The organism is Pseudarthrobacter raffinosi, assembly GCF_023913835.1.
Classification (GTDB): Bacteria; Actinomycetota; Actinomycetes; order Actinomycetales; family Micrococcaceae; genus Arthrobacter; species Arthrobacter raffinosi.
The window spans coordinates 102,614-122,354 of the sequence record NZ_JAMXBG010000011.1 but is presented as its reverse complement, the minus strand read 5'-3'; the positions used below and the strand labels follow the sequence as shown (position 1 = coordinate 122,354).

General features: G+C 61.5%; 18 protein-coding genes and 1 pseudogene. 9 read left to right on the top strand and 10 right to left on the bottom strand.

Annotated features, from left to right (window positions below; all coding sequences use genetic code 11):
* Window position 1 precedes the first annotated feature (1 nt).
* Window positions 2-1,417, bottom strand: coding sequence for a sugar nucleotide-binding protein (locus NG697_RS12750; RefSeq protein WP_252614414.1), 1,416 nt, complete (start codon window positions 1,415-1,417; stop codon window positions 2-4).
* Window positions 1,418-1,420: 3 nt separating this feature from the next.
* Window positions 1,421-2,419 (bottom strand): dTDP-glucose 4,6-dehydratase, encoded by a 999-nt coding sequence (gene rfbB, locus NG697_RS12745; protein WP_252611659.1) that lies wholly within the window; start codon window positions 2,417-2,419, stop codon window positions 1,421-1,423.
* A gap of 56 nt (window positions 2,420-2,475) precedes the next feature.
* Here rfbB and rfbA point away from each other — a divergent pair, with 56 nt between their 5' ends.
* A complete protein-coding gene (gene rfbA / locus NG697_RS12740) occupies window positions 2,476-3,345 on the top strand; it encodes a glucose-1-phosphate thymidylyltransferase RfbA (RefSeq protein WP_252611661.1) in 870 nt (289 codons plus the stop codon).
* 63 nt (window positions 3,346-3,408) lie between these two features.
* Here rfbA and NG697_RS12735 read toward each other — a convergent pair whose 3' ends face one another.
* Window positions 3,409-5,895 (bottom strand): GH25 family lysozyme, encoded by a 2,487-nt coding sequence (locus NG697_RS12735; RefSeq protein WP_374209921.1) that lies wholly within the window; start codon window positions 5,893-5,895, stop codon window positions 3,409-3,411.
* Window positions 5,896-6,592: 697 nt separating this feature from the next.
* Between NG697_RS12735 and NG697_RS12730 the strand changes: the two are divergent.
* Together NG697_RS12730 and NG697_RS12725 are read left to right on the top strand one after the other, a co-directional pair.
* Window positions 6,593-7,522: pseudogene (locus tag NG697_RS12730) on the top strand (TadA family conjugal transfer-associated ATPase); the annotation flags it as partial.
* Window positions 7,523-7,582: 60 nt separating this feature from the next.
* Entirely contained in the window at window positions 7,583-8,959 is a 1,377-nt protein-coding gene (locus NG697_RS12725; RefSeq protein ID WP_252614412.1) for a recombinase family protein, read from the top strand.
* A 430-nt stretch (window positions 8,960-9,389) separates the two neighbouring features.
* Here NG697_RS12725 and NG697_RS12720 read toward each other — a convergent pair whose 3' ends face one another.
* Window positions 9,390-10,244: a DUF2637 domain-containing protein gene (locus tag NG697_RS12720; RefSeq protein ID WP_252614411.1), complete on the bottom strand. Its 855-nt coding sequence runs from the start codon at window positions 10,242-10,244 to the stop codon at window positions 9,390-9,392.
* A gap of 105 nt (window positions 10,245-10,349) precedes the next feature.
* On the opposite strand from NG697_RS12720, the gene NG697_RS12715 reads away from it, so the two are divergent.
* Complete coding sequence (locus NG697_RS12715) at window positions 10,350-10,667, top strand: hypothetical protein (RefSeq protein WP_252614410.1); 318 nt, start codon at window positions 10,350-10,352, stop codon at window positions 10,665-10,667.
* A gap of 78 nt (window positions 10,668-10,745) precedes the next feature.
* On the opposite strand, the gene NG697_RS12710 is transcribed toward NG697_RS12715, so the two are convergent.
* A complete protein-coding gene (locus tag NG697_RS12710; RefSeq protein WP_252614409.1) occupies window positions 10,746-10,961 on the bottom strand; it encodes a hypothetical protein in 216 nt (71 codons plus the stop codon).
* Window positions 10,962-10,963: 2 nt separating this feature from the next.
* Entirely contained in the window at window positions 10,964-11,266 is a 303-nt protein-coding gene (locus NG697_RS12705) for a hypothetical protein (protein ID WP_252614408.1), read from the bottom strand.
* Window positions 11,267-11,870: 604 nt separating this feature from the next.
* On the opposite strand from NG697_RS12705, the gene NG697_RS12700 reads away from it, so the two are divergent.
* Together NG697_RS12700 and NG697_RS12695 are read left to right on the top strand one after the other, a co-directional pair.
* On the top strand, window positions 11,871-12,683 hold the full coding sequence (locus NG697_RS12700) for a hypothetical protein (protein ID WP_252614407.1): 813 nt from the start codon (window positions 11,871-11,873) through the stop codon (window positions 12,681-12,683).
* Between the two features lie 136 nt (window positions 12,684-12,819).
* Window positions 12,820-13,599, top strand: coding sequence for an Rv1352/Rv1906c domain-containing protein (locus NG697_RS12695; RefSeq protein ID WP_252614406.1), 780 nt, complete (start codon window positions 12,820-12,822; stop codon window positions 13,597-13,599).
* A 16-nt stretch (window positions 13,600-13,615) separates the two neighbouring features.
* Here the strand turns inward: NG697_RS12695 and NG697_RS21545 are convergent, their stop codons facing one another.
* Window positions 13,616-14,809 (bottom strand): zinc-ribbon domain-containing protein, encoded by a 1,194-nt coding sequence (locus NG697_RS21545; protein ID WP_509908556.1) that lies wholly within the window; start codon window positions 14,807-14,809, stop codon window positions 13,616-13,618.
* A gap of 351 nt (window positions 14,810-15,160) precedes the next feature.
* Here NG697_RS21545 and NG697_RS12685 point away from each other — a divergent pair, with 351 nt between their 5' ends.
* A complete protein-coding gene (locus NG697_RS12685) occupies window positions 15,161-15,352 on the top strand; it encodes a hypothetical protein (RefSeq protein ID WP_252614404.1) in 192 nt (63 codons plus the stop codon).
* A 150-nt stretch (window positions 15,353-15,502) separates the two neighbouring features.
* Here NG697_RS12685 and NG697_RS12680 read toward each other — a convergent pair whose 3' ends face one another.
* Window positions 15,503-15,646 (bottom strand): hypothetical protein, encoded by a 144-nt coding sequence (locus NG697_RS12680; RefSeq protein WP_252614403.1) that lies wholly within the window; start codon window positions 15,644-15,646, stop codon window positions 15,503-15,505.
* Window positions 15,647-15,655: 9 nt separating this feature from the next.
* Window positions 15,656-15,874 (bottom strand): hypothetical protein, encoded by a 219-nt coding sequence (locus NG697_RS12675; RefSeq protein ID WP_252614402.1) that lies wholly within the window; start codon window positions 15,872-15,874, stop codon window positions 15,656-15,658.
* A 193-nt stretch (window positions 15,875-16,067) separates the two neighbouring features.
* Between NG697_RS12675 and NG697_RS12670 the strand changes: the two genes are divergently transcribed.
* A complete protein-coding gene (locus NG697_RS12670; RefSeq protein WP_252614401.1) occupies window positions 16,068-16,529 on the top strand; it encodes a helicase associated domain-containing protein in 462 nt (153 codons plus the stop codon).
* Window positions 16,530-17,302: 773 nt separating this feature from the next.
* On the opposite strand, the gene NG697_RS12665 is transcribed toward NG697_RS12670, so the two are convergent.
* Window positions 17,303-17,512: a hypothetical protein gene (locus tag NG697_RS12665; RefSeq protein WP_252614400.1), complete on the bottom strand. Its 210-nt coding sequence runs from the start codon at window positions 17,510-17,512 to the stop codon at window positions 17,303-17,305.
* A gap of 652 nt (window positions 17,513-18,164) precedes the next feature.
* Between NG697_RS12665 and NG697_RS12660 the strand changes: the two genes are divergently transcribed.
* Complete coding sequence (locus NG697_RS12660) at window positions 18,165-19,730, top strand: hypothetical protein (protein WP_252614399.1); 1,566 nt, start codon at window positions 18,165-18,167, stop codon at window positions 19,728-19,730.
* Window positions 19,731-19,741: the final 11 nt, after the last annotated feature.

Below are 19,741 nucleotides of genomic sequence, written 5' to 3'. Positions count from 1 at the left end.
GTCAGACCCCGTCCTTCAGATACGCGGCCAAGCGCGCGCGGGACATGTCAGGTGCGAAACCGCTCGCTTTGATTTTGTCCAGTGCCAGACTGCTGTTACGGGGACGCGGCGAAGCCGACTTGCCCTCAAAATACACGTCAGTGGACACCCCGGTCACTGATTCCCGCGACGCTCCGGAGAGTTCGTACACATCTGCTGCAATGTCAGCCCAAGACTGCTCGGGACCGTCATTGGTGAGGTTATAGGTGCCGTACGCCGCCCCGGATTCCAACAGATGCCGGATGCCGGCGGCGATGTCGGTTGTGAAGCTCAGCCGGCCGAACTGATCGTCGACAACGGAAGGGTTGATCCCGCGGGCAGCCAGCGAAGCCATAGTGCGAACAAAGTTGTTGCCATCCCCAATGACCCAGCTCGTGCGCACAATGTAGTGCCTGGGCACGACGCTGACAACAGCGTCTCCTGCGGCCTTGGTCTGGCCATAAACGCCCAGCGGTGTGGGTGGCTCGTCCTCGCCGTGGGTCTTTTCCGTTCCGTCGAAGACATAGTCCGACGACACCTGGACGAGGGTAAGGTCGTGGTCGACGGCAATTCGTGCCAGTTGCGTCACTGCTGTCACGTTGACACTCCAGGCGGCCGCACGGCCCTCAGGGGTCTCAGCGTTGTCGACTGCAGTGAACGCGGCGGCGTTGATGACCGTCGAATAGTTCTTCCAGTTGACCGTGGCGAGGGAGTCTTCAGCCGTGAGGTCGATTTCTGCGCGACTGGCGAACTCGACTGAGGTATCGCCGTCGTACAGGTCCCGGAGGGCTTTGCCCAGCTGGCCGTTAGCACCCAACACAAGAATCTTCTTGGGCGGCATGGGCGTGACATCGTGCAGGCGCGGGTGGGCCTTGTCCTTGTCGGAAAGCTCTGCCTGCCCCAGGGGGATGGGCCATTGGATGCCTGCCGTTTCGTCGGCAAGGTTCAGGAAGGTGTACCGGCCCTGCGCATCGGCGGACCAGTGGTCGTTGACGAGGTATGTGTACGCGGTGTTGTCCTCGAGCGTCTGAAAGGCATTGCCGACCCCGCGGGGAATGAAAATTGCCTTGCTCGGATCGAGCTCGGCGGTGAAGATGGCACCGAACGATGGGCCTTCGCGCAGATCCACCCAGGCCCCGAAGATCCTGCCCGTCGCGACTGAGATGAACTTGTCCCAAGGCTCGGCGTGGATGCCGCGGGTGGTGCCGGCCTTCTCATTGAATGAGATGTTGTTCTGCACCGGGCGGAAGTCCGGCAGCCCCAGGGCCACCATTTTCTCGCGCTGCCAGTTTTCCTTGAACCAGCCCCGGTTGTCACCGTGTACCGGCAGGTCATAAAGGACGACGCCGGGAATCGGCGTTTCGAGGGCGTTTAGTTTTTTGGCGAACTCGATCGACATCGACTACTGGCCCTGTTCCTTGTATTTGGCTTCGGTCTGGGCCTTCTGCGGCCGCCACCAGTCCTCGTTGTCCCGGTACCAGGCGATCGTGTTCTCGATGCCGGCGTCGAAGTTGGAGAACTGCGGTTCCCAGCCGAGTTCGCCGCGGAGCTTGCTCGAATCGATGGCGTAGCGCAAGTCATGGCCCGCGCGGTCCACGACGTGGTCGTAGGCGTCCGGGGCCTGGCCCATGTGCTTGAGGATGAGTTCCACAACGTCTTTGTTGTTCTTTTCCCCATCGGCGCCGATCAGGTATGTTTCGCCGATCCGGCCCTTGGCGATGATGGCCAGCACCGCCGAGGAGTGGTCGTTCGCGTGGATCCAGTCACGGACGTTCTCGCCCTTGCCGTAGAGCTTGGGGCGGATCCCGTCTATCGCGTTAGTGATCTGGCGCGGGATGAACTTCTCCACGTGCTGGTACGGGCCGTAGTTATTCGAGCAGTTACTGATGGTGGCCTGCAGCCCGAAGGACCGCACCCAAGCCCGGACCAGCATGTCCGAACCAGCCTTCGTGGAGGAATACGGGCTGGACGGGTTGTACGGGGTCTGTTCGGTAAACCGCTCCGGGTCATCGAGCTCCAGGTCGCCGTAGACCTCGTCGGTGGAGATGTGGTGGAAACGCTTGTTGTGCTTCCGGGCCGCCTCGATCAGCGTGTACGTGCCAATGATGTTGGTGTCCAGGAACGGCCGCGGGTCATGCAGCGAATTGTCGTTGTGCGACTCGGCAGCGTAGTGGACCAGCACATCGCAGGCCGCAACGAGACCGTCCACCACGGCGGCGTCAACAATGTCACCCTCAACGAATGTGAAGCGGTCCTCCGGGAGTCCCTTCAGAGACTCGATGTTCCCTGCATACGTCAGTTTGTCCAGCACTGTGACGTGATCGTCAGTGTTTTCAAGAACGTAGTGGACAAAATTCGAACCAATGAACCCGGCACCACCGGTAACAAGAAGTCGCTGCATAGTTCCCAAGACTACCGGATTTGCCGCGGCCATTAGCGAAGGGAAAGATGGGGGGCATGCGCGGAATAATACTTGCCGGCGGTACCGGCTCTCGGCTTCACCCCATCACCCTGGGCGTCAGCAAGCAACTCGTTCCTGTCTACGACAAGCCCATGATCTACTACCCACTTTCGACGTTGATCCTTGCAGGCATTAGGGACATCCTCATCATCACCACTCCTCACGACGCCGAGCAGTTCGAGCGTCTTCTGGGCGATGGCTCCCGTTTTGGCGTCTCCATCAGCTACAAGCAGCAGCCTGCACCGGATGGCCTTGCCCAGGCTTTCGTCCTGGGCAAGGAGCACATCGGCGATGACACCGTGGCCCTGGTGCTGGGTGACAACATCTTCTACGGGCACGGCATGGGCACGCAGCTGCGCCGCTTTGAGAACATCGACGGCGGGGCCGTGTTCGGATACTGGGTCGCGGACCCGAAGGCTTACGGTGTGGTCGAGTTCGACGGCAACGGTAAAGCAATTTCACTCGAGGAAAAGCCGGCAGAGCCCAAAAGCCACTACGCAGTGCCGGGCCTCTACTTCTATGACAACGATGTTGTAGAGATCGCAGAGAACTTGAAGCCTTCTCCCCGGGGCGAGCTTGAGATCACCGACGTGAACCGAACTTATCTTGAGCGCGGCAAGTTGCAGGTCGAAATTCTGCCCCGTGGCACCGCCTGGCTGGATACAGGGACCTTCAATGACCTCAACGACGCGTCGAATTTCGTCCGGACAACGGAGAACCGTCAGGGCCTGAAGATCGGCGCTCCTGAAGAAATCGCCTGGCGTCTCGGGTTCCTGGACGACGACGACCTCCGTCAGCGCGCCGAGCCGTTGGTCAAGAGCGGGTACGGGCAGTATCTCCTGAACCTCCTCGAACACGGCCGTTAGGCCGGACTCGTTAAAGCCGGAAGGCGGGACCCGTAACGGGTCCCGCCTTCCGGCCTTTTGCGTCTATGGCCGGATCTTGGCCCCGCCAAGGGCGGTCCATTCGATCCTGCCACTTTGGAAAGTTTGGGCGCAGCTTTGCCCATCGGTGGTGCACGTCTGCGGCGCCGTGGGGTAGCCGAGGGTGCCGTTCTCGAATCCTTGCCCTGCCCAGGCTTGTTGGATTGGACCCGGAACCATCGGATGGGCGCCGCTGGCAGCGGACCACATGATGGTTCCTTTTTCGAAGTTCTGGAAGCAGCCGCCGTTGCGGAGCCCGCAGACAGATCCGCTGGTCGGGTAGCCCAATGAACCCGATTCAAAACCTGCCTGGGCCCAGCGCGTCTGGATCGCCGCCGATGTAACTGGTTGCGCACCGGTCTGCGGCGACCACATCACAGTGCCCTTTTCGAAGTTCTGGAAGCAGCCGCCGTCGCGCAGTCCGCAAATCTGGGCGCTGGCCGGATAGCCCAGCGAGCCGTTTTCGAAACCTGACTTGACCCAGGCATCCCTGATGGGGCCAAAGTGCAAGGCGTGCGCGTCGGTAGCCTGAGACCACATGACGCTACCGCCGAGATAGTTCTGGAAGCAGCCGCTGTTCCGCAGCCCGCACAGGACGGTCGACGCCGGGTAGCCAAGGCGGCCATTCTCGAAGCCCTCCCGTTGCCAAAGGTCCCGGATCGGCCCGTTGAGGCTGGGATGTGCACCGGTCGACGGGGAATACATCAGGGCGCCTTTGGCGAACATCTGGAAACATCCGTCGTTTGCTAGCCCGCAGTATTTGGGGGAGGTGGGGTAGCCAAGGGAGCCGGTAACGGAATCGTAGGCGTTCCATCCATCACGCATTGCCCCGGCGGTGACCGTTTGGATGGACGTGGCGGCGGAGTAGGTCACGGTGCCGTGCTCGAATGACTGCAGGCATCCGCTGTCGGGAAGGTTGCACACCGCGAAGGACGTGGGATAACCCAGAGAACCGTTCTCGAATCCGGTTTTCTGCCAGTAGTCCAGCGTCCGGCCGGTGACGGGAAACGCGCCTGTTGCCGGTGAGAACAGTAGGGTTCCGCCTTGGAACAGTTGGAAACAGCCGCCGCCGCGGATGCCGCAAACCTCAGTGCCGATCGGGAAGCCGATGGGAACAGACTGCGAACGGGCGGACTTCCAGGAGTCTGCCATGCCCATAAAGATGGGCCAGGCTCCTGAAGCGCCGGTCCACGCCACCACTCCACCCACGAAGCTCTGCGTGCAACTCGTGGCATCGCAGGTGGCATCCGCAGAGGGGTAGCCCAGGAGGCCGTTTTCGAATCCGGCGCGCGACCAAGCGTCAAGGATAGGGCCGGATTTCACAAGCTGAGCCCCTGTAGAGCTGCTGGAGAGGACCGAACCTGCCTGGAACAGTTGGAAACAGCCGGAGAGGCGCAGCCCACAGGTGGTGTTGCTGGTCGGATACCCGAGAGGTCCGTTCTCGTAGCCGTTTTTGGCCCAGTAGTCGCGTATCGCTCCGGGCTGAATCAGGGCCGCGCCGGAGGTGGACGAGGAAAGAATGCTCCCGCCTTGGAAATTCTGGAAGCAGCCATTGTCCTTCAGGCCACAGACAATATCGCTTGTTGGATAACCAGCCGGGCCGCCTTCGGCCCCGGTGGCCCGCCAAGCTGCCGCGACAGGACCGGCTATCACCGCGAAAGCACCGGAGGACCCTGACCACATCACGGTTCCGCCCTGGAAGCCCTGGTAGCAGCCACCATTCGCGAGGCCGCATACGATACTAGTGGTCGTGTTGCCCAAGGCGGGATAACTGGACCTGTACGCACCGATCTGCTGAGTGGCCGCAGGCGGAATGCCGCTAGAGGCGAAGGCTTTCAGTCCCGAGTAGTCTCCATTCCAGACATTCGAGTCACCCGCCAATGGCCCGGTGCTGCTGTACTGCCAGATACTGTAAGTGCTCCAGCTTGCGGAAGGAACCGGTCCCGCGTTGTTCGTAGGCGAACTCGGGTAGGCAGCGACCCACAGCGGGTAGTCACCAAAACCTGAGGGATTGCCGAGGCACTGATTCCACCAGCTGGTGTTGGTGTAGATAACGGGAACCCGTCCGGTCAATGACTGCATTGTGTTGCCGAAGTCGCGGACCCAGGAGCCCAGCTGCGCAGGCGACATGCCGTAGCAAGTGTTGCCGAAGTAAAAACCGTTGATGGTACGGCCTTCGTAGGGGTTGAACTCGAAGTCTAGGACAGGCGGCATGGTGTACCCGTCGGCGGTCCAGCCACCACCGTTTTGTACGAAGTACCGTGCTTGGTCTGCTCCGGAGGACCAGTTGGGGATTGCGAAGTGGTAAGCCCCCCGAACCATTCCGACATTGCGCGAACCCTGATACTGCGAACTATAGGACGGGTTCGTATAGTAGTTGCCCTCGCTGGCCTTGACGTACGCGAATCGGGCGCCCATGTTCCACTGGTGCTGCCAATCCACGCTGGGCTGGTGGCCGCTTACGTCCAATCCTTGGATTCCAAACGTCGGCATCCAGGTGCCTTCGGTTCCGAGGGCCTCAGTGCTGAGCCTTTTAAAGCTGGTGCTTGAAGATGTCGCTGCCACTCTGGCGGACCGTTGGCCCATTTCCGCACCGCCGACGCCAACAGCCGCAGCCATGGACTCGTTGATGCTGCCAGATGCCGGATCAGGAGAGGGTGGGGTCGTCGGAGCCGGTGCGACTGATGGCACGGGTGCAGCCGGCGCAGGTGTTGGAGTCGTAGCTGATTCCGGGACCTGCGTCGATACCGCCGATGAGGTCGGCGTCGGCGCGGATGTTGAAGGCGGCGGAGTCGGGGTCGGTTCAACAGCGAAAGCGACCCCCGCCAGTCCGGGGCCCGCGACGAGAGCGGCGGCCAAAACTGCTGTCCCCAAGACTTGCAGGAGGGGACGATGACTGTTGGACTGGTTCCGCTTCATTTTGGCTCCGGAGACAATACGGCGCTGACGTGAGCGCGTCACAAGTGGGTTGCAGTTCAGGAGTCACTGAACTGCAATATCGAGACTTAACGCGCCTACCCTAACACCGCAGTGTCTGCAGTAACCAGAGTTTCCCTTGTTGCCAATGTGAAAGATGCGTCACTGTTATCCACAGCCCGACTCATATGACTTGGCGGCGTGCTGTACGCTCCCTAGGCTGTACCCAGTTGAACTGCCTCCGCCGGGGGCGGCAGTTGTATTGGGGAACTACATGGACGCTGTGCGAATCGTGGAAGACGAAGTCCGCGAGCTGATCCGCCGTCGGGGTCTTGATCCGCTGCGGCAGGCGGGCGAGGTCCGCCGCCTGGTCGAGGCGGCTGTCAGCGACTACGACGAACGGGCGCTCATGGGGCCGCTGCCTCCGATTGGTCCGCTGGAGGCCGCCCGCAGGTTTGTCTTTGACGCGGTGGCCGGCTTCGGTGTCCTTCAGCCGCTGCTGGACGATCCGACCATCGAGGAAGTCTGGATCAACGCGCCCAACGAAATCTACGTGGCCAGGAACGGCGAGTCGGAACTGACCTCACTCAGCCTCACGGACCAGCAGGTTCGCGATCTCGTGGAACGCATGTTGAAGAGTTCCGGCCGCCGCCTGGACATGTCATCGCCCTTCGTGGACGCAGCCTTGCCTGATGGTTCGAGACTCCACGTAGTTATTCCAGATGTCACCCGCAGGCACTGGGCCGTGAATATTCGCAAGTTCGTGGTGAAGGCCAGCCGCCTGGAGCACCTGGTCGAGCTTGGAACCCTGACACCACAGTCCGCCCGATTCCTCGGTGCAGCGGTGTCCAGCGGACTGAACATCCTCGTGTCAGGCTCAACCCAGGCGGGCAAGACCACCATGCTCAACTGCCTGGCAGCGAGCATCGGCAGCCGTGAGCGCGTCATTACGGTCGAGGAAATCTTCGAACTCCAGTTCCCGCTCCGGGACGTCGTCGGACTCCAATGCAGGCAGCCCAACCTCGAAGGCGAAGGCGAGATCCCACTGCGCAGGCTTGTAAAGGAAGCCCTCCGAATGCGCCCGGACCGCTTGGTCGTGGGAGAGGTACGGGAAGCGGAAAGCCTGGACATGCTGATCGCATTAAATAGTGGACTTCCGGGGATGTGCACCGTTCACGCAAACTCGGCCCATGAAGTGATGAGTTAATCATGACGTGTACTCAGGGCAGCACCCGCCACAAGCATCCGCGCATAGAGAACCAGCATGAACGCTCAACGAGAAGGCGCCCGTGCGCGCGCCGCCATCTACACCCGCATCTCCAAGGATCTCCAGCTTGAAGGGCTCGGCGTTGCACGCCAGCTGAAGGACTGCCGTGCCCTCGCGGCGAAACACAACTGGGAGGTCGTCGCAGAATTCGAGGACAACGACATCTCCGCCTCAGGTGGGAAAGTACGGCCGGATTATGATCAGCTCAAGGCGCTGATGGAGATGCGGGCGGTGGACGTCGTTGTCGTTTATTCGGCGGACCGGCTCCACCGGAATTCACGTGAGCTCGAGGACTGGATCGACTTGGCTACGGCGACAGGCATTGGCATCCACTCGTCGACCAACGGAGACATCGACCTCAGCACTCCAGACGGACTGACCCTCGCCCGAGTCGTAACGGCCTTCGCCGGCGGGGAAGTGGCGAAGACACGCATGAGGCTCATCCGGAAGCATCTCGAACTCGCCGAGTCCGGCGCATGGCCCGGCCGCAAGTGCTACGGATTCACGGCAGATGGAACGGTCATCGAGCAGGAGGCCATCATCATTCGGGAAATGGCTGCCCGGGTTCTTGCAGGGGAAGGGTTCAATGCGATTGCGCGCGACCTGACGGAGCGAGGGGTCCTTACTGCCAAGGGAGCGTCATGGCGGGCTGCGAGCATTGTCAACATACTCAAAGCGCCTCGGATCGCTGGTCTTCGAGTCCATAAGGGGAAGGTCGCTTCTAAAGGCCAGTGGGCTGCAATTGTTTCCGAAGAGGTTTCCGCGATGCTGCGAGCAAAGCTTGCCCCCGGTCGGTCGGGGGCCAAAAGAGGAGGGCCCCGGAAGCATCTCCTCACCGGTCTCCTTAGGTGTTCAAAATGTGGAACCGGAATGGTCAAGTGCATCAACGGGAAATCGAAGAAGCCCTCGTACCGTTGTCCGAGAAACGTTGGCGCCGCAGCCTGTGGGGGGACGACCATAGTCGCCGCCGAAACGGAGGCATGGGTAGTCGCAGCCGCTTTCCAGCTTCACGATGCCATCGTGCTTGGTCAAAGTGAGGAATCCGATAAGTGGCTTGAAAAGCTTGGGGCCCTCGACTCTCGGCTCGAGGAACTGGCCGCCGACTACGCCTTGGGAGTTATCGCCCGTGGTGAATGGATGGCCGCGAAATCAGCTATTGAGCGGGCGAAGGCCGCGCTGCCGGTTCCAGTTGTCCGGGCTCCTAGTCTCAGCACGGGCGAAATGGTCAGAGACGCCTGGGACGACATGTCGGTCAGCGCTCAGCGCGCAGTGCTGGATTCCGTATTCGTAAGGGTCGTCGTCCTGCCGAGGCGACAAGTGACGGGGCTCAAGGCCTTCGACCCGGACAGGTTGGCCCCGGAGTGGAGGCGCTAAATGCAAGCTGACAGCCGTGGCGGCCGTGCCCGCATAGAGAAATGTATGGAAACGAACATCGAGATCCTTGAGTGGATGACTAGGACCCGTGAGGCTCAAGGGCTGAGCGGGACGGTCTCGTACGACCCCGCCCTGCATGCACAGACGTTGGCCGCCGTGGAGCGCGCCAGTCGGGCGGCGCTATCGCGGACGGGGAATCCGGCGAAGGCGGCGTAGCAGGAGATGTGGCGGCTGGGCACGCGGCGCTAATAGCCTAAGTGGAGCGGGGCCTAACCTGGCATGGTGGTGAATTGAACCCCTCGCCATGGTCGCTAGTGTCCTCACGTTTCACCTGTGCAACTTCTCCCTTTCGGACAGGGGAAGGGGAAGTCAGATTCCGGGAGAAGGGAAGCCCCGGACTGGGCGCAGTCCGGGGCTTCGTGAAGGCTTCTTATGCGGGCTCGAATTCCTGCTCCTCTGGCTTGAGGCGCTTGATGGTGGAGAGGGACACCCCGAGATGCTCGGCAATTACGGGGTTGGAGAGTGTGTGGTCCTTCTCCTTCATGGACTGGACCAGATCCCATCGCTCCGCCCTAGTAAGAACCTCCCAGTCGACTTTCGACGCGTCGACGAACCTGCGGACTTGGGGTGTGTGCGAGGCCGGCAGCGGGGCAGCAACGACCGGGGGCCCGGGCGCCTGCACTGGTGCCGTAGCCTCCGCGACGGGCTCGACCACCGGGGATGCGTCATTCGCAGGCGAGGGGGCGGAGGTGAGGGCAGCGGCCTTAGGCTTGGGCTGAGCAAGTGCCGGAGACGGAGGCCTGACAGGCTTTGCGGCAACCGCCGGCCCGGCGACCGCTTCGGGCTCAGGGCGGGCAATCAGGACGTTTTCAATCACCAGGCTGGCACCGAGGGCGGCCAGGGGCATCAGCGCGGATAGTGCCGCGCCGGCATAGGTGCCTGCGGACCAGGACGACTGCGGGCCTGCCGGAATGAGGACGTGGACGATATTGGCGGTGATGCTGACGGTTGTCCAGAACGAGGTCATGAGGTTGGTGATCAGGGTCGACTCGCCGCGGGATCGACGGACCAGGGTGGCCATAGTGAAGAGGATCAGTGCGAGGTCTATGACGGCCGGGGCAACATACTGGAGCTGCTCGGGGATCAGCATGAACTTCGCCAGGGAGGCCTGGCCGAAGAACGAGGTGGCGAAGGCGCCCAGGTAGATCGCAGAGGCCAGGGCTGCTGCGCCGTAGGCGATCGGCCGGCTATCCGGGCTGATGCGCGCCGCTTTGGGATGGGTCACTTACACTCCGATAGTCCTTGTTTTATGCAACATAACTGTTGCTGTAAAGTTTAGGGATGAAACACCTTCGTTGCAACATGCGCGCCGTTCTGTGAAACTTGACGGATGCAGCGAGAAGAACCGAGGAACCTCCGTGGCCTGGTCCAGACCCGGGATATGGCAGAGTTCCTCGGTGTCACAGAGAACACGATCCGCGCCTGGCGTAAACGGCATATGGACTGGGTCGAGCGCGGCCGGCCGGCCTCCACCGCGATCCACGTCGACTTTCCAGAACCCGTGCCCGACCCTCAGGACCCGACCCAGGCGTTCCTGGTCAACGCAGCTGCCCTCTACGATGTGGCAGACGTCGTGCGATTCGGTGTCAGCGTTCAGCAACACGAACGCAAGGGCGGGAATCCTGCATGGAGCCGGAAGGCAAGCTGATCAGCAGGGCGGGGCTGCTCCCACATAAAAGGAGACCCGGTCCCACTGGGACCGGGTCTATTCGTGTGTCTGGCGTTTCTAGGAGAGACTCTTTTCCGCGAAGAACCGGTTCACTGCCGCGCGGTCCCAAATCCAGGCGCCGGCAATCTTTCCCAGCGGCTCAGGGAAGCCGGGGCTGCTCTTGCCCTTGGTCGTGCGGTGGATCCGGGATCGGGTTGTGGCCGCGGAGACTTTCATCAATGCAGAGACTTCCCCGTTGGTCATGAACTGAAGTGGTGGGTGGTCAGTTTTCATGGCTATGACTCTACAGCCCGCAACACATCCGATGCATCTTTCAATGGCAATTTCTTGCGAGGCTGCATCTCCGCGTCGTAAACGGCCTTGAAGGCGCGGATCTCATTCTCATCCCACAAGGTGGTCCCGCCGAGCTGCTCGGGGAGCGGGTCGGGGAATTTTGTGTGCACTCCCGCAATGCCGTCGGTCTTTCTCTTGGCCCACGAGCGGATCGTCGCCCGTGGGACTCCAAGGTATGTGGCGACCCGTTGGCTGTCCATGAGTCCGCGCACCGAATCTATGACCGCGATTTCCTCTTTCTTCATGCATTCTACTGTGGCATCAACAAATCCGTTGCACAAGGAAAGGTGTCGCGAATCGCGGGATAGGGGTTCATTTAGCGGAGATTGGCTGTCAGGTCAGTCTCAGGCAGGTAATTGAAGCGATCTTTCGGCCTGGAACCCGGTTTTGTCCACTTTGCGGGGAGCTTTGTCCACCCTTATCCACCTGCTCTCCACTTCGCTCATGGTCTTGCATCCCAGTACTGGCGCGGATTTTTGGGATTCGATCCACTTTGTCCACCTTTTCAGTAGAGGAGCTCCCCATCTAGATGTCATGGGCACGAACGAACGGACATGCATCGGAGGGAAGGAGAATCTCTCTATGCGAGGGCCCTCTTGGAAATAAGTGGACAAAGTGGATAGAACTTAAATAGGAGAGACAACTTCCTTGTAAATAAAGGGATGCAGGGGGCATCGAGAGATTTTCGGCGAAGTGGATAGAGGGTGGATAGAGGTGGATAAACCCTCCTTCAAAGTGGACAAAAGTGGATGTGGTTTCTTGTCGGCTTGTGACTGGGGCTCCCGTCCGGGCGGAATCGTGCTCTACAACTGTCCGCGGCTCAAGCCCACTGCCCCTAGACTTCAGGCCGTGATCAAATTCGCGGTCGATGACGAAGAAGAAGTCCAGTACAGCCAATGGATCATGCGGCTGTTCTCCAGGACAGAAGAAATCGATGCCGCCCTGGAGCGCCGGTTGGAGCCGCTTGAAGGTTCCGCTCTGTCCCTGGACGACATCCGGTGTCCGCATTACCCCGTCTCCGGCTACGCCGTCGGCCAGCTCTCGGTGGCCATGGGCTGCATCGCTTCCTTGAAGCTGATGATGGTCCATGAATCTGATGGCAAATTCCACATGGTGGCCAGCCCCTTTGGCGCCTACGCCCTGGTGCGGAACGCTCTGGACTCCGCAGCCGCAGCCCTGTGGCTGCTGGAACCCGTGAACGGCACCCTACGGATCAAACGAAGGATCCAGCTGGGTGTAGACGAGGTTGGTAAGAGCGCCGCCCTGCGCGAGACCATGGGCCAGCCGTCGGTGAAGGCCCAGCGCCGCGCTCGGATGCAGGAAGTGGCAGAGCTCGCTGGGCTGGCAGGGTGGAACCCTCTGAGCAAGAACGAGGGCCTGCCAACCATGACGAAGATGCTCAAGGATTTGGAGCGACTGCACTCAAACGTGGTCTTTCCCTGGTTGGCCGCATGGCAGCTTGCAAGCGGACATGCGCACGGGAAGGTGTGGGCTCAGACCTCGACGAACGAACTGCAGGAAATCGAAGGCACCCGGACTGCGACAGGAGCTCAGTTCCAGATGACGATCCGGTATGGGATGCTCGCAGCCCTCCTGCTTGAAGCCATTCAGCTGCTGGAGACCGCCGGCGCCCGCTACATCGAGCTTTCCGGCGGACACTGAACATAGCCGCGGGGCAGAAGATCGAATATGACGGGCTTGATTCGCAGAACTCCCGTCACTTCTCGGACCGCCGCCAGTGGGCCGGTACTGTTTGCTCACGTGGCGCAGTGAAGCGCTCCGACCATTGGGGGATGTTTTGAAATCGACGCTGTACGCTGCACTGCTAGTGGCCTGTTCGCTGGTGATGGCCGGCTGCGCCGCCGGTGCTCCTGAGGCTTCCACGACGACGTCTCCAACGCCGAGCAAGTCCACGTCGGCGAGCCCAACGCCAACGCCTGCCAAGACCACGAAGACGGCAAGCCCAACGCCCACGGCCACTCCAGCCGGCCTTACTTACGATCTGCGTTGCAGGGTCGGCAGCGACGGGCCTGCTGTCACCGTCACCGATTACCGGGCGGCCTGGGCCCAGCCTTTCGACTTCTGCACGGTCAACACTGCCGCAGGCAAGCCTTCTGCCGCGGAGAAGGCAGCCGGTGACGCATCCGGCGGAAAGTCTCCGGACACAGCAAAGTTCCTGTACTCCCTGTGCGCCCAGACCGCAGGCCTCTACTTCAACGGCACCGTCAGTGAAGGTCAGGCCAAGGAGATCGCAGCCGCCCTGACGCTGTGCCCCGACCACCCCAAGCGTGCCGCGCTGGAAGCCAGTGCTAGTGCCGGGCTAGCCCTTGAATCGGACAAGGCCAACGGAAAGCTTGTCTATTCGGGGAAGTACCTCGTGGGTAAGACTGCGCAGCCGGGTACGTGGCAGTCTCAGGGGGAGTCGGTCGAGAACTGCTACTGGGAAGTTTCCGACGCTCAAGGGAATATCATGGCCAACAACTTCATCAGCATCGCCCCACAGTTCACGATTTACGTCCCGCCCACGGCTGCAGGGTTCACAGTCCAGGGCTGTGGCTTCCGGTGGATCTGGGGATAGTCGCTATGGAGAGGCCTCACAGCTGATTGAGCCAGCCGGCTATCGCTTCCATAGCGGTCTTCGGTCGCGGGGCACTGGAATACACCCGGATCTCCCTGTAGTGCTGATGGTGGATGGGGAGCCGAGGCAGACCGTCCTCGCGGAGGCGTATTACGAGGAAGCCGGCGGCCAGCAGATCCAGGGTCTTACGTTCGTCTGTGATGATCTTCGCGGGCGCTGAATGCCAGTAAGCGCCGTCGTATTCGATGACCAGCTCCTTCCCATCCACCTTCGCGTAGATGTCGGCCGTCCAATTCTTGCGGGTGGAGAACTGCTTGGAGCGGAGATTGGCGCCGGACCGGGCGCCCTTAAAGATTTCCTTGGCGGCGGCGAAATGGGCCAGCTCGACCTTTGATTTTCCTGCCTCCCGGCAGTCCGGGCACTCTGCTCCGTTGGACCGGGCACTGAGGGGACTGTCCCATACGTGGGACGGGTTGGTCGCGCAGATCCACTGCGGCAGGAATGGCGTAGCGGCATGTGGCCGGACGTCCCATGCGCTCAGGGGGTTGGATGGGCTCCACTCGGCGGCCAGGCCAGGGTCTTGCCAGGCCAACGACCCAAGAATGGTTTTGCACTTCGGGCACCGCAGTCTCTCGTACTTGTCACGGTTCCGAGGGCTGTCCTGCCATTCATGACCGCAGCAGTCGGCCTTCCAATGAACAATTTTCTTGGAGTCCCACACAACGTCCTGAGTGGTGAGCTTGCCGTTGAGGGTCGGGTGCCACTGCGAGGCAATCTCCGGCAGGATGTCCGCCAGCCAGTTCTTCTGGGTCCGGCGGGTCTCAATAGCCCGGCAACTCGGGCAGCCCGCCGTGAGAAACCGTAGTGGATCAAGCCTGGGATGGTGTCCTACGGGGCACCTGAAGCGCCGCAACTGCCAGTCGCCTGAAACCATGACAGTTTTCGGGTCGGCTTCGTCAGCCCATGCAGCGGCCAGTTCGGGAACGTCCGCGACCGGGGTGGTTCGGAATCGATCGACTTCCGCGACCCACTCAGCTTGTCGCTTCTCGCTACAGTCAGGGCACGAGTGGCGTCTGACGGTCATCTCGAGGACCCGCTCTTCAAATGAGAGCTGGCAGTCCGGGCAGATCCAGTGGCATGAGCGTGTTGCACGCAGGGTTACGGTCCGGAAGGTCTTTTCGTCATTACGCCGGTGGTCCCACCACTTCAAGGCCTCATCCTCTGATTCAGCCAACAAGGTTTTGGCCCCTCGGGGAATGACCGGGTTCGAAGACCGTATGTTCCGGGAGGGGGTAGCGGAGGGCGCCGCAGTCTCCTTCCTGCGTGACGGTCTCGATCTTCATGGTTGTTCCTCAGGGTCTACACCGGTACGGCCGCCCACTGACGTGCGGTCTATCCGAGCCTAACTGGACGATCTTGTGAAGGTCGGGATTCGGTGCGGGTGCTTACTGGGGACCCGTGTCGCAGATGTGGCGCCAGTGCTAAGGCAAAGCGGCGACATGTGGGTACGCTGGCATACAACGTAGCTGTGCAAGCGACGTTCCAGGAGAGGGAGACAACCATGGCGAAGAAGATTCACGAGCCCCCGCACCGGTGCCTGTTGCACTACGACCCGGAGGTCAAGGGCACTTGGATCGGGCACGGTGTCGACTTGAGCCCCCGGTGCGGACAAAGCGAGTACATCGGTGTCACCAGCGTCATTGAAGCAGTGGACTGTTTGAAGTGCCTCGCAAAGGAACAGTCGCCCGTCTGACCGGTGGCTGCCTTCATGAGGCACCAAGCCGCATCGGCGGGGGAGCGGTGACCGGCCTGCGTGCCATGTTTCTCACGGTGGAGATGAAGCAGCACCAGCTCGTCGCCAGCGAGAAGACTGAGAGCCCCTTAGAGACGTAAGAGACGGCGGCTAGAGCGTGCGGATCACAATCAGCCGGTGGACTTCCGGGATCTTGGTGTCCAACGCAGCTCTGGCCTCTTCGTAGCTTCCGCCGTCTGCAGTAATTCGGCTCTGCACGCCGTCCGCGTCTTCAACGGTGCCTGAAATCTCCACCTGACAACTCTAGGCCGCCATTGTCGAGGAAAAACCCAGTAAGCCAGGGACTGCCACGTGACATTCGTCAGCAAGGCCTGGTCCCTCGACGAATAGATGGCCGGAGCTTGCAGAGTCAGGGGGAACGATGAATACGAACCAGATAGCGAACACCAGACGAATGCCGGCCATGAGCGACGCCAGGTTGCTGCGCAGTGTGTAGCTGTCACCGACGATGACCTCGCTCAAACGCCGGGCTCCTGACCCGGAGTGGGTGCAGATGTACCGCCAGGGCATCCCGTCCCAGAAGATCGCAGCAGTCGCAGGCGCTGCAGCCAGTACGGTCCGCTATCACCTCAGCCTTGCCATACGGCAAGAAGCCGGTCTGAAAGATGCCCATGAGGCGGCTCTGGTAAAAGTCGCTCGCCAAACGTCGGCCGGGATGAGGAACCTCAAAGACATCCTGGCGTTTTACGAGACGGAAGGACGGTTGCCCACCACCAGCGAGAGGACCGCACGGCAACGAGCCCTGGGTGCCTGGCTGCACCGCCGCCGGCAGGACGTCGTGTCCGGCACACTCTCGGCGACGTACCGGGAAGCCTTGAGCGTTATCCCCGGCTGGGAAGCCCCTTCAACCTGGCGGGCCGATAACGAGACTCGGTGGCATCGCCGCCTAGACGAGGTGGCTGAATACCTGGCCGCCGGCCATGGATGGCCCCGCCACAAGGGCTTCGCCGACGAGGCGGAAAGAATCCTTGGAGTCTGGCTGCACGTGCAGCGCATCAGCCACCGTCAAGGAAAGCTTGATGCGGCCAGGAAGGCGAAGTTGAATGAGTCGCTTCCGGGCTGGAGGGAGGGGTGGCCTCGCTCTGGAGGACGCGCAGCCAGATCTGACCTCGCTTGATTCATGCGGGGCCCGAGCTCCGGTGTTGTTGGTGTCCCCTCAAAGGTTGCTCCAGCTCAGCTCGAAGCAGGGGCATGCCGTGCGGCTGAGGCCCACCGCGATACGACGGTTGCTGACCCCTTTCCTCAACAATCAGAGTTCGCCGCCGAGGACCACTACCTGAGATGCAGTCGCGGCCGTTTCCCTGCGATCCACCCAGGCCGCGCTCGGCCGCGGACCCGTCCGTGGCCAACCCGTTGCACGAGTGGTACCCCCTCATGGTGGACCTGTCCGCGACCCCCTCAGGCACAGGCACATCGCGGCTCATGAACCTGGCCCAGGAGAGACCACAGGAGGCTCTGTGCGGCCCTCGAGGGATCGTGCGGCCCGGCACGCGTGAATCGGTTTAGAGGAGCTCACGGCGGCATGTGGGGGTTTTTGGTGACCCAATGCTGGTTGGACCTGATGGTGCACCGGAACCGCTCCGGCTCCGCGTGCCGTGAACCTTCGTTGGACCGGGTTCATCCGGACAGGCTGACCCTGCCGACGGGCGGTTCATGACCCTGGTGCGAACCGCCCTCCGAGACCCCTTGAACCGGCCCCTTGAACCGGGCTAATGGACCGGCCGTTGACCCGTCATGGACCGGCCGTTGACCCTCACTCCGAACCGGCTCAATGAACCTTGCTGACCCTCACTCCGAGCCGGCTCGATGAGCCCGGTGAACCCCGGCTGTGAACCCGGTTCGATGAACCTGTTGACCCAGGCTGTGAACCCGGTTCATGCACGCGTGACCCTAGGCTGCTGACCCCGATGCTGACCCTGTTTCGGTGAGTGGGGTGACCCGGTTCACGACAGCGAAAGCCCGGCCGTCCAGGACCTCCCAGGGAGTGGCGATCTCGAAGCCCAGGATGACCCGGGTCAGCTGGGTGAGCTGGTCGAAGTCGAAGGCGCCAGGTCCGGCGTTGTACTTCACGATCCGGAGTTCCTTGCCCTCGAGGACCACGATCTCGAGGCATAGGTGGCCTCGTCTTCTGGCTGGTCATTGAGCTGGGCGATGGCAACGCAGGGAGTCATGGGGGAGTCCCTCGATCATGGTGAGCAAGAGTCTATGTGTGGTGGACGACAGGTGGCCGACAGGCGAGCCAGGAGCTAAGAGGTAACCAGGAAGATGAACTATCAGGGAAACGAAAAGGGAACCAACTAGAAGAGAAACATATAGAGAACTTAACGGTCATCTCGAAGCCTTCCGCACAGCTATCAGGTCCACTCAACGATTACGTCCAGTTCCCCGGACCGACCCCTGCCAGCCGTAACGGAGGGCGCAGCCCGAAGTGAAGGTGGCAGCCGTAACGCCAACCTTCCAGAACAACGGAACGCAAAAACGTAGACCCGGCAAAGAGAAACCCCTGCGAAGAAAGATGGCCTCAAAAGCATCCGCCGTCTTTCCGATAACCTCCACGCAGTGCGTACTGCCTACATGACGGACACGGTCCGTGCCATCGGCTTTCCCTTCTCCCGTCGGCCCTTTCCTCTCCCACCGCGGTCCATCCGACCCTCTAGTAATCCTTTCCATTGAAACAAGCACGTTCCTTTATTTCTCTCCCATGCCGCTTTGTCGCTACGCTCCAGCGGCATAGAGGGCTATACTTATTGTCATGTCCGTGTTTCTATCGTCTGCTCCCTCTCTGATCGAAGCCTTGATCAAGACCGCCTCCGCCTACCCCTCCACCAGGGCCACCCCTTCGGAGTTCGTCAAGGCCGTCTCTGTGCGGGCCTTCGCGCTTGGACTGACCGACAAAGAACTGACCCTGTTTTTGAAAAAGCAGACGGCCTCTCATCCAGGACTCTCCGAACTGCTGGCAAACCGTTCCGCTTCCCGTCGACTCATTTCGTCCTGTCGCGCAGCGGCCCGTTCTTCCAGTCCTGCGGCGGCGGCCGAAAACTCGCTCAAGACGGCTCGCCTCACCCTCGGCCGGATACTCTCCCCGGTGCCAATGGTCACGATGTGGACGGAGCCCTCGGAGGACGGAGCCGAGACAGAACCGGTCCTGGTTCCTGCGCTGACGGCAGCCCGCCAGATTCGCGCCCGGGGCACGATGGCGATCCTCTGCGTGGAGATCCTGAAATCCATTCAGGATGAGAAGGGCTGGAACACCCTGATGGTTTCCCGGAAGTGGCTCGCGTTGCGGATGAACGTCACGGTGATCACTGTGCGGGCAGCCCTTGATGACCTAGTGGCGATGGGCTGGATCACAGAGCTCGGTGGCCAGCGGCCGGACTCAGCGAAGCGCTACAAGATCGGCGGCAAGCTCACCCGCGAGCAGGGTCACGTCATAGACAACCCGCACCTCTTCACGGCCGTCGGCTCACTGGCCGGGCTCAACGATGAACCGGCTCAGACCGCGATCGTGACCCGGTCCGTGACCCACACGTCCTGGACCTACGGGGATGACCCCCTGACCTTCAAGAAGTGGCTCGTGACCCTGGCTCATGCAGCCGGTGTTGACCCGGTTCAGCTGGGTGTTCCGGCCCGGTCCATGACCCCGGTCAGGAAGGCCCTGACCCTGGCCGGCCTGACCCTGTCAGACGGGCTAAGGATAGGGGACGACAATCATGTTATGGACCGGCTCAACGAGTGGGGTCACCGGACGGGTTCATTCACCCAGGCCTCCGGGGCCAGGGAGGCGTACAAGGCTCAGGCAGCCGAGCGCACGGCGGAGTTGAACCGGGTCAGGGAGGGCCGGGCCAAGGCCAAAAAGGATCTCGAAAAGGCATTCGGTCCGGTCGGCTTAATCCCTGCTGTAGACGCACCCGTGGACCGCAGGAATGCCTGGCTGAAAGGTGCAGCCCAGGCACTATCCCGTGAGCCGATCATCGAGGACCGACGAAAGGCTCTGCAGTACGAGCTCACCCGCCGGCTCAAGACCAGAGGCTACAAAGGGGACGTTGTAATTCGGCTGGTGGAGCACCTCCTGAGCCATGCGCCGGCCCTTCTCGCTGAGGAGGCCATCCCTGCATCAACGGAAGAACCGGCCGTGAAACAGCAGTGGCTCCAGGGTGCCGCGGCCGCCGTGTCCGGCAGGGTCATGCGGTCCACCGAACGGGACGCCTTCAGCGATGAGATCTTCAGGAAGCTCCGCCGTCGCGGTTACGAAAAGACCAAGGCACAGCAACTCTCGGGTCTGATCCTGGGAGAGGTCCACCTGGCCGAAGCGGCCTAGATACGGGACAC

What these genes read in the sequence shown, in the direction of transcription:
- NG697_RS12715 (WP_252614410.1), top strand. Translation starts at nt 10,350, where the DNA reads ATGCAGCGAGAAGAACCGAGGAACCTCCGTGGCCTGGTCCAGACCCGG.
- NG697_RS12735 (WP_374209921.1), bottom strand. Translation starts at nt 5,895, where the DNA reads ATGCCGACGTTTGGAATCCAAGGATTGGACGTAAGCGGCCACCAGCCC.
- NG697_RS12660 (WP_252614399.1), top strand. Translation starts at nt 18,165, where the DNA reads ATGTCCGTGTTTCTATCGTCTGCTCCCTCTCTGATCGAAGCCTTGATC.
- NG697_RS12685 (WP_252614404.1), top strand. Translation starts at nt 15,161, where the DNA reads ATGGCGAAGAAGATTCACGAGCCCCCGCACCGGTGCCTGTTGCACTAC.
- rfbB (WP_252611659.1), bottom strand. Translation starts at nt 2,419, where the DNA reads ATGCAGCGACTTCTTGTTACCGGTGGTGCCGGGTTCATTGGTTCGAAT.
- rfbA (WP_252611661.1), top strand. Translation starts at nt 2,476, where the DNA reads ATGCGCGGAATAATACTTGCCGGCGGTACCGGCTCTCGGCTTCACCCC.
- NG697_RS12710 (WP_252614409.1), bottom strand. Translation starts at nt 10,961, where the DNA reads ATGAAAACTGACCACCCACCACTTCAGTTCATGACCAACGGGGAAGTC.
- NG697_RS12705 (WP_252614408.1), bottom strand. Translation starts at nt 11,266, where the DNA reads ATGAAGAAAGAGGAAATCGCGGTCATAGATTCGGTGCGCGGACTCATG.
- NG697_RS12725 (WP_252614412.1), top strand. Translation starts at nt 7,583, where the DNA reads ATGAACGCTCAACGAGAAGGCGCCCGTGCGCGCGCCGCCATCTACACC.
- NG697_RS12670 (WP_252614401.1), top strand. Translation starts at nt 16,068, where the DNA reads ATGAGGAACCTCAAAGACATCCTGGCGTTTTACGAGACGGAAGGACGG.
- NG697_RS12750 (WP_252614414.1), bottom strand. Translation starts at nt 1,417, where the DNA reads ATGTCGATCGAGTTCGCCAAAAAACTAAACGCCCTCGAAACGCCGATT.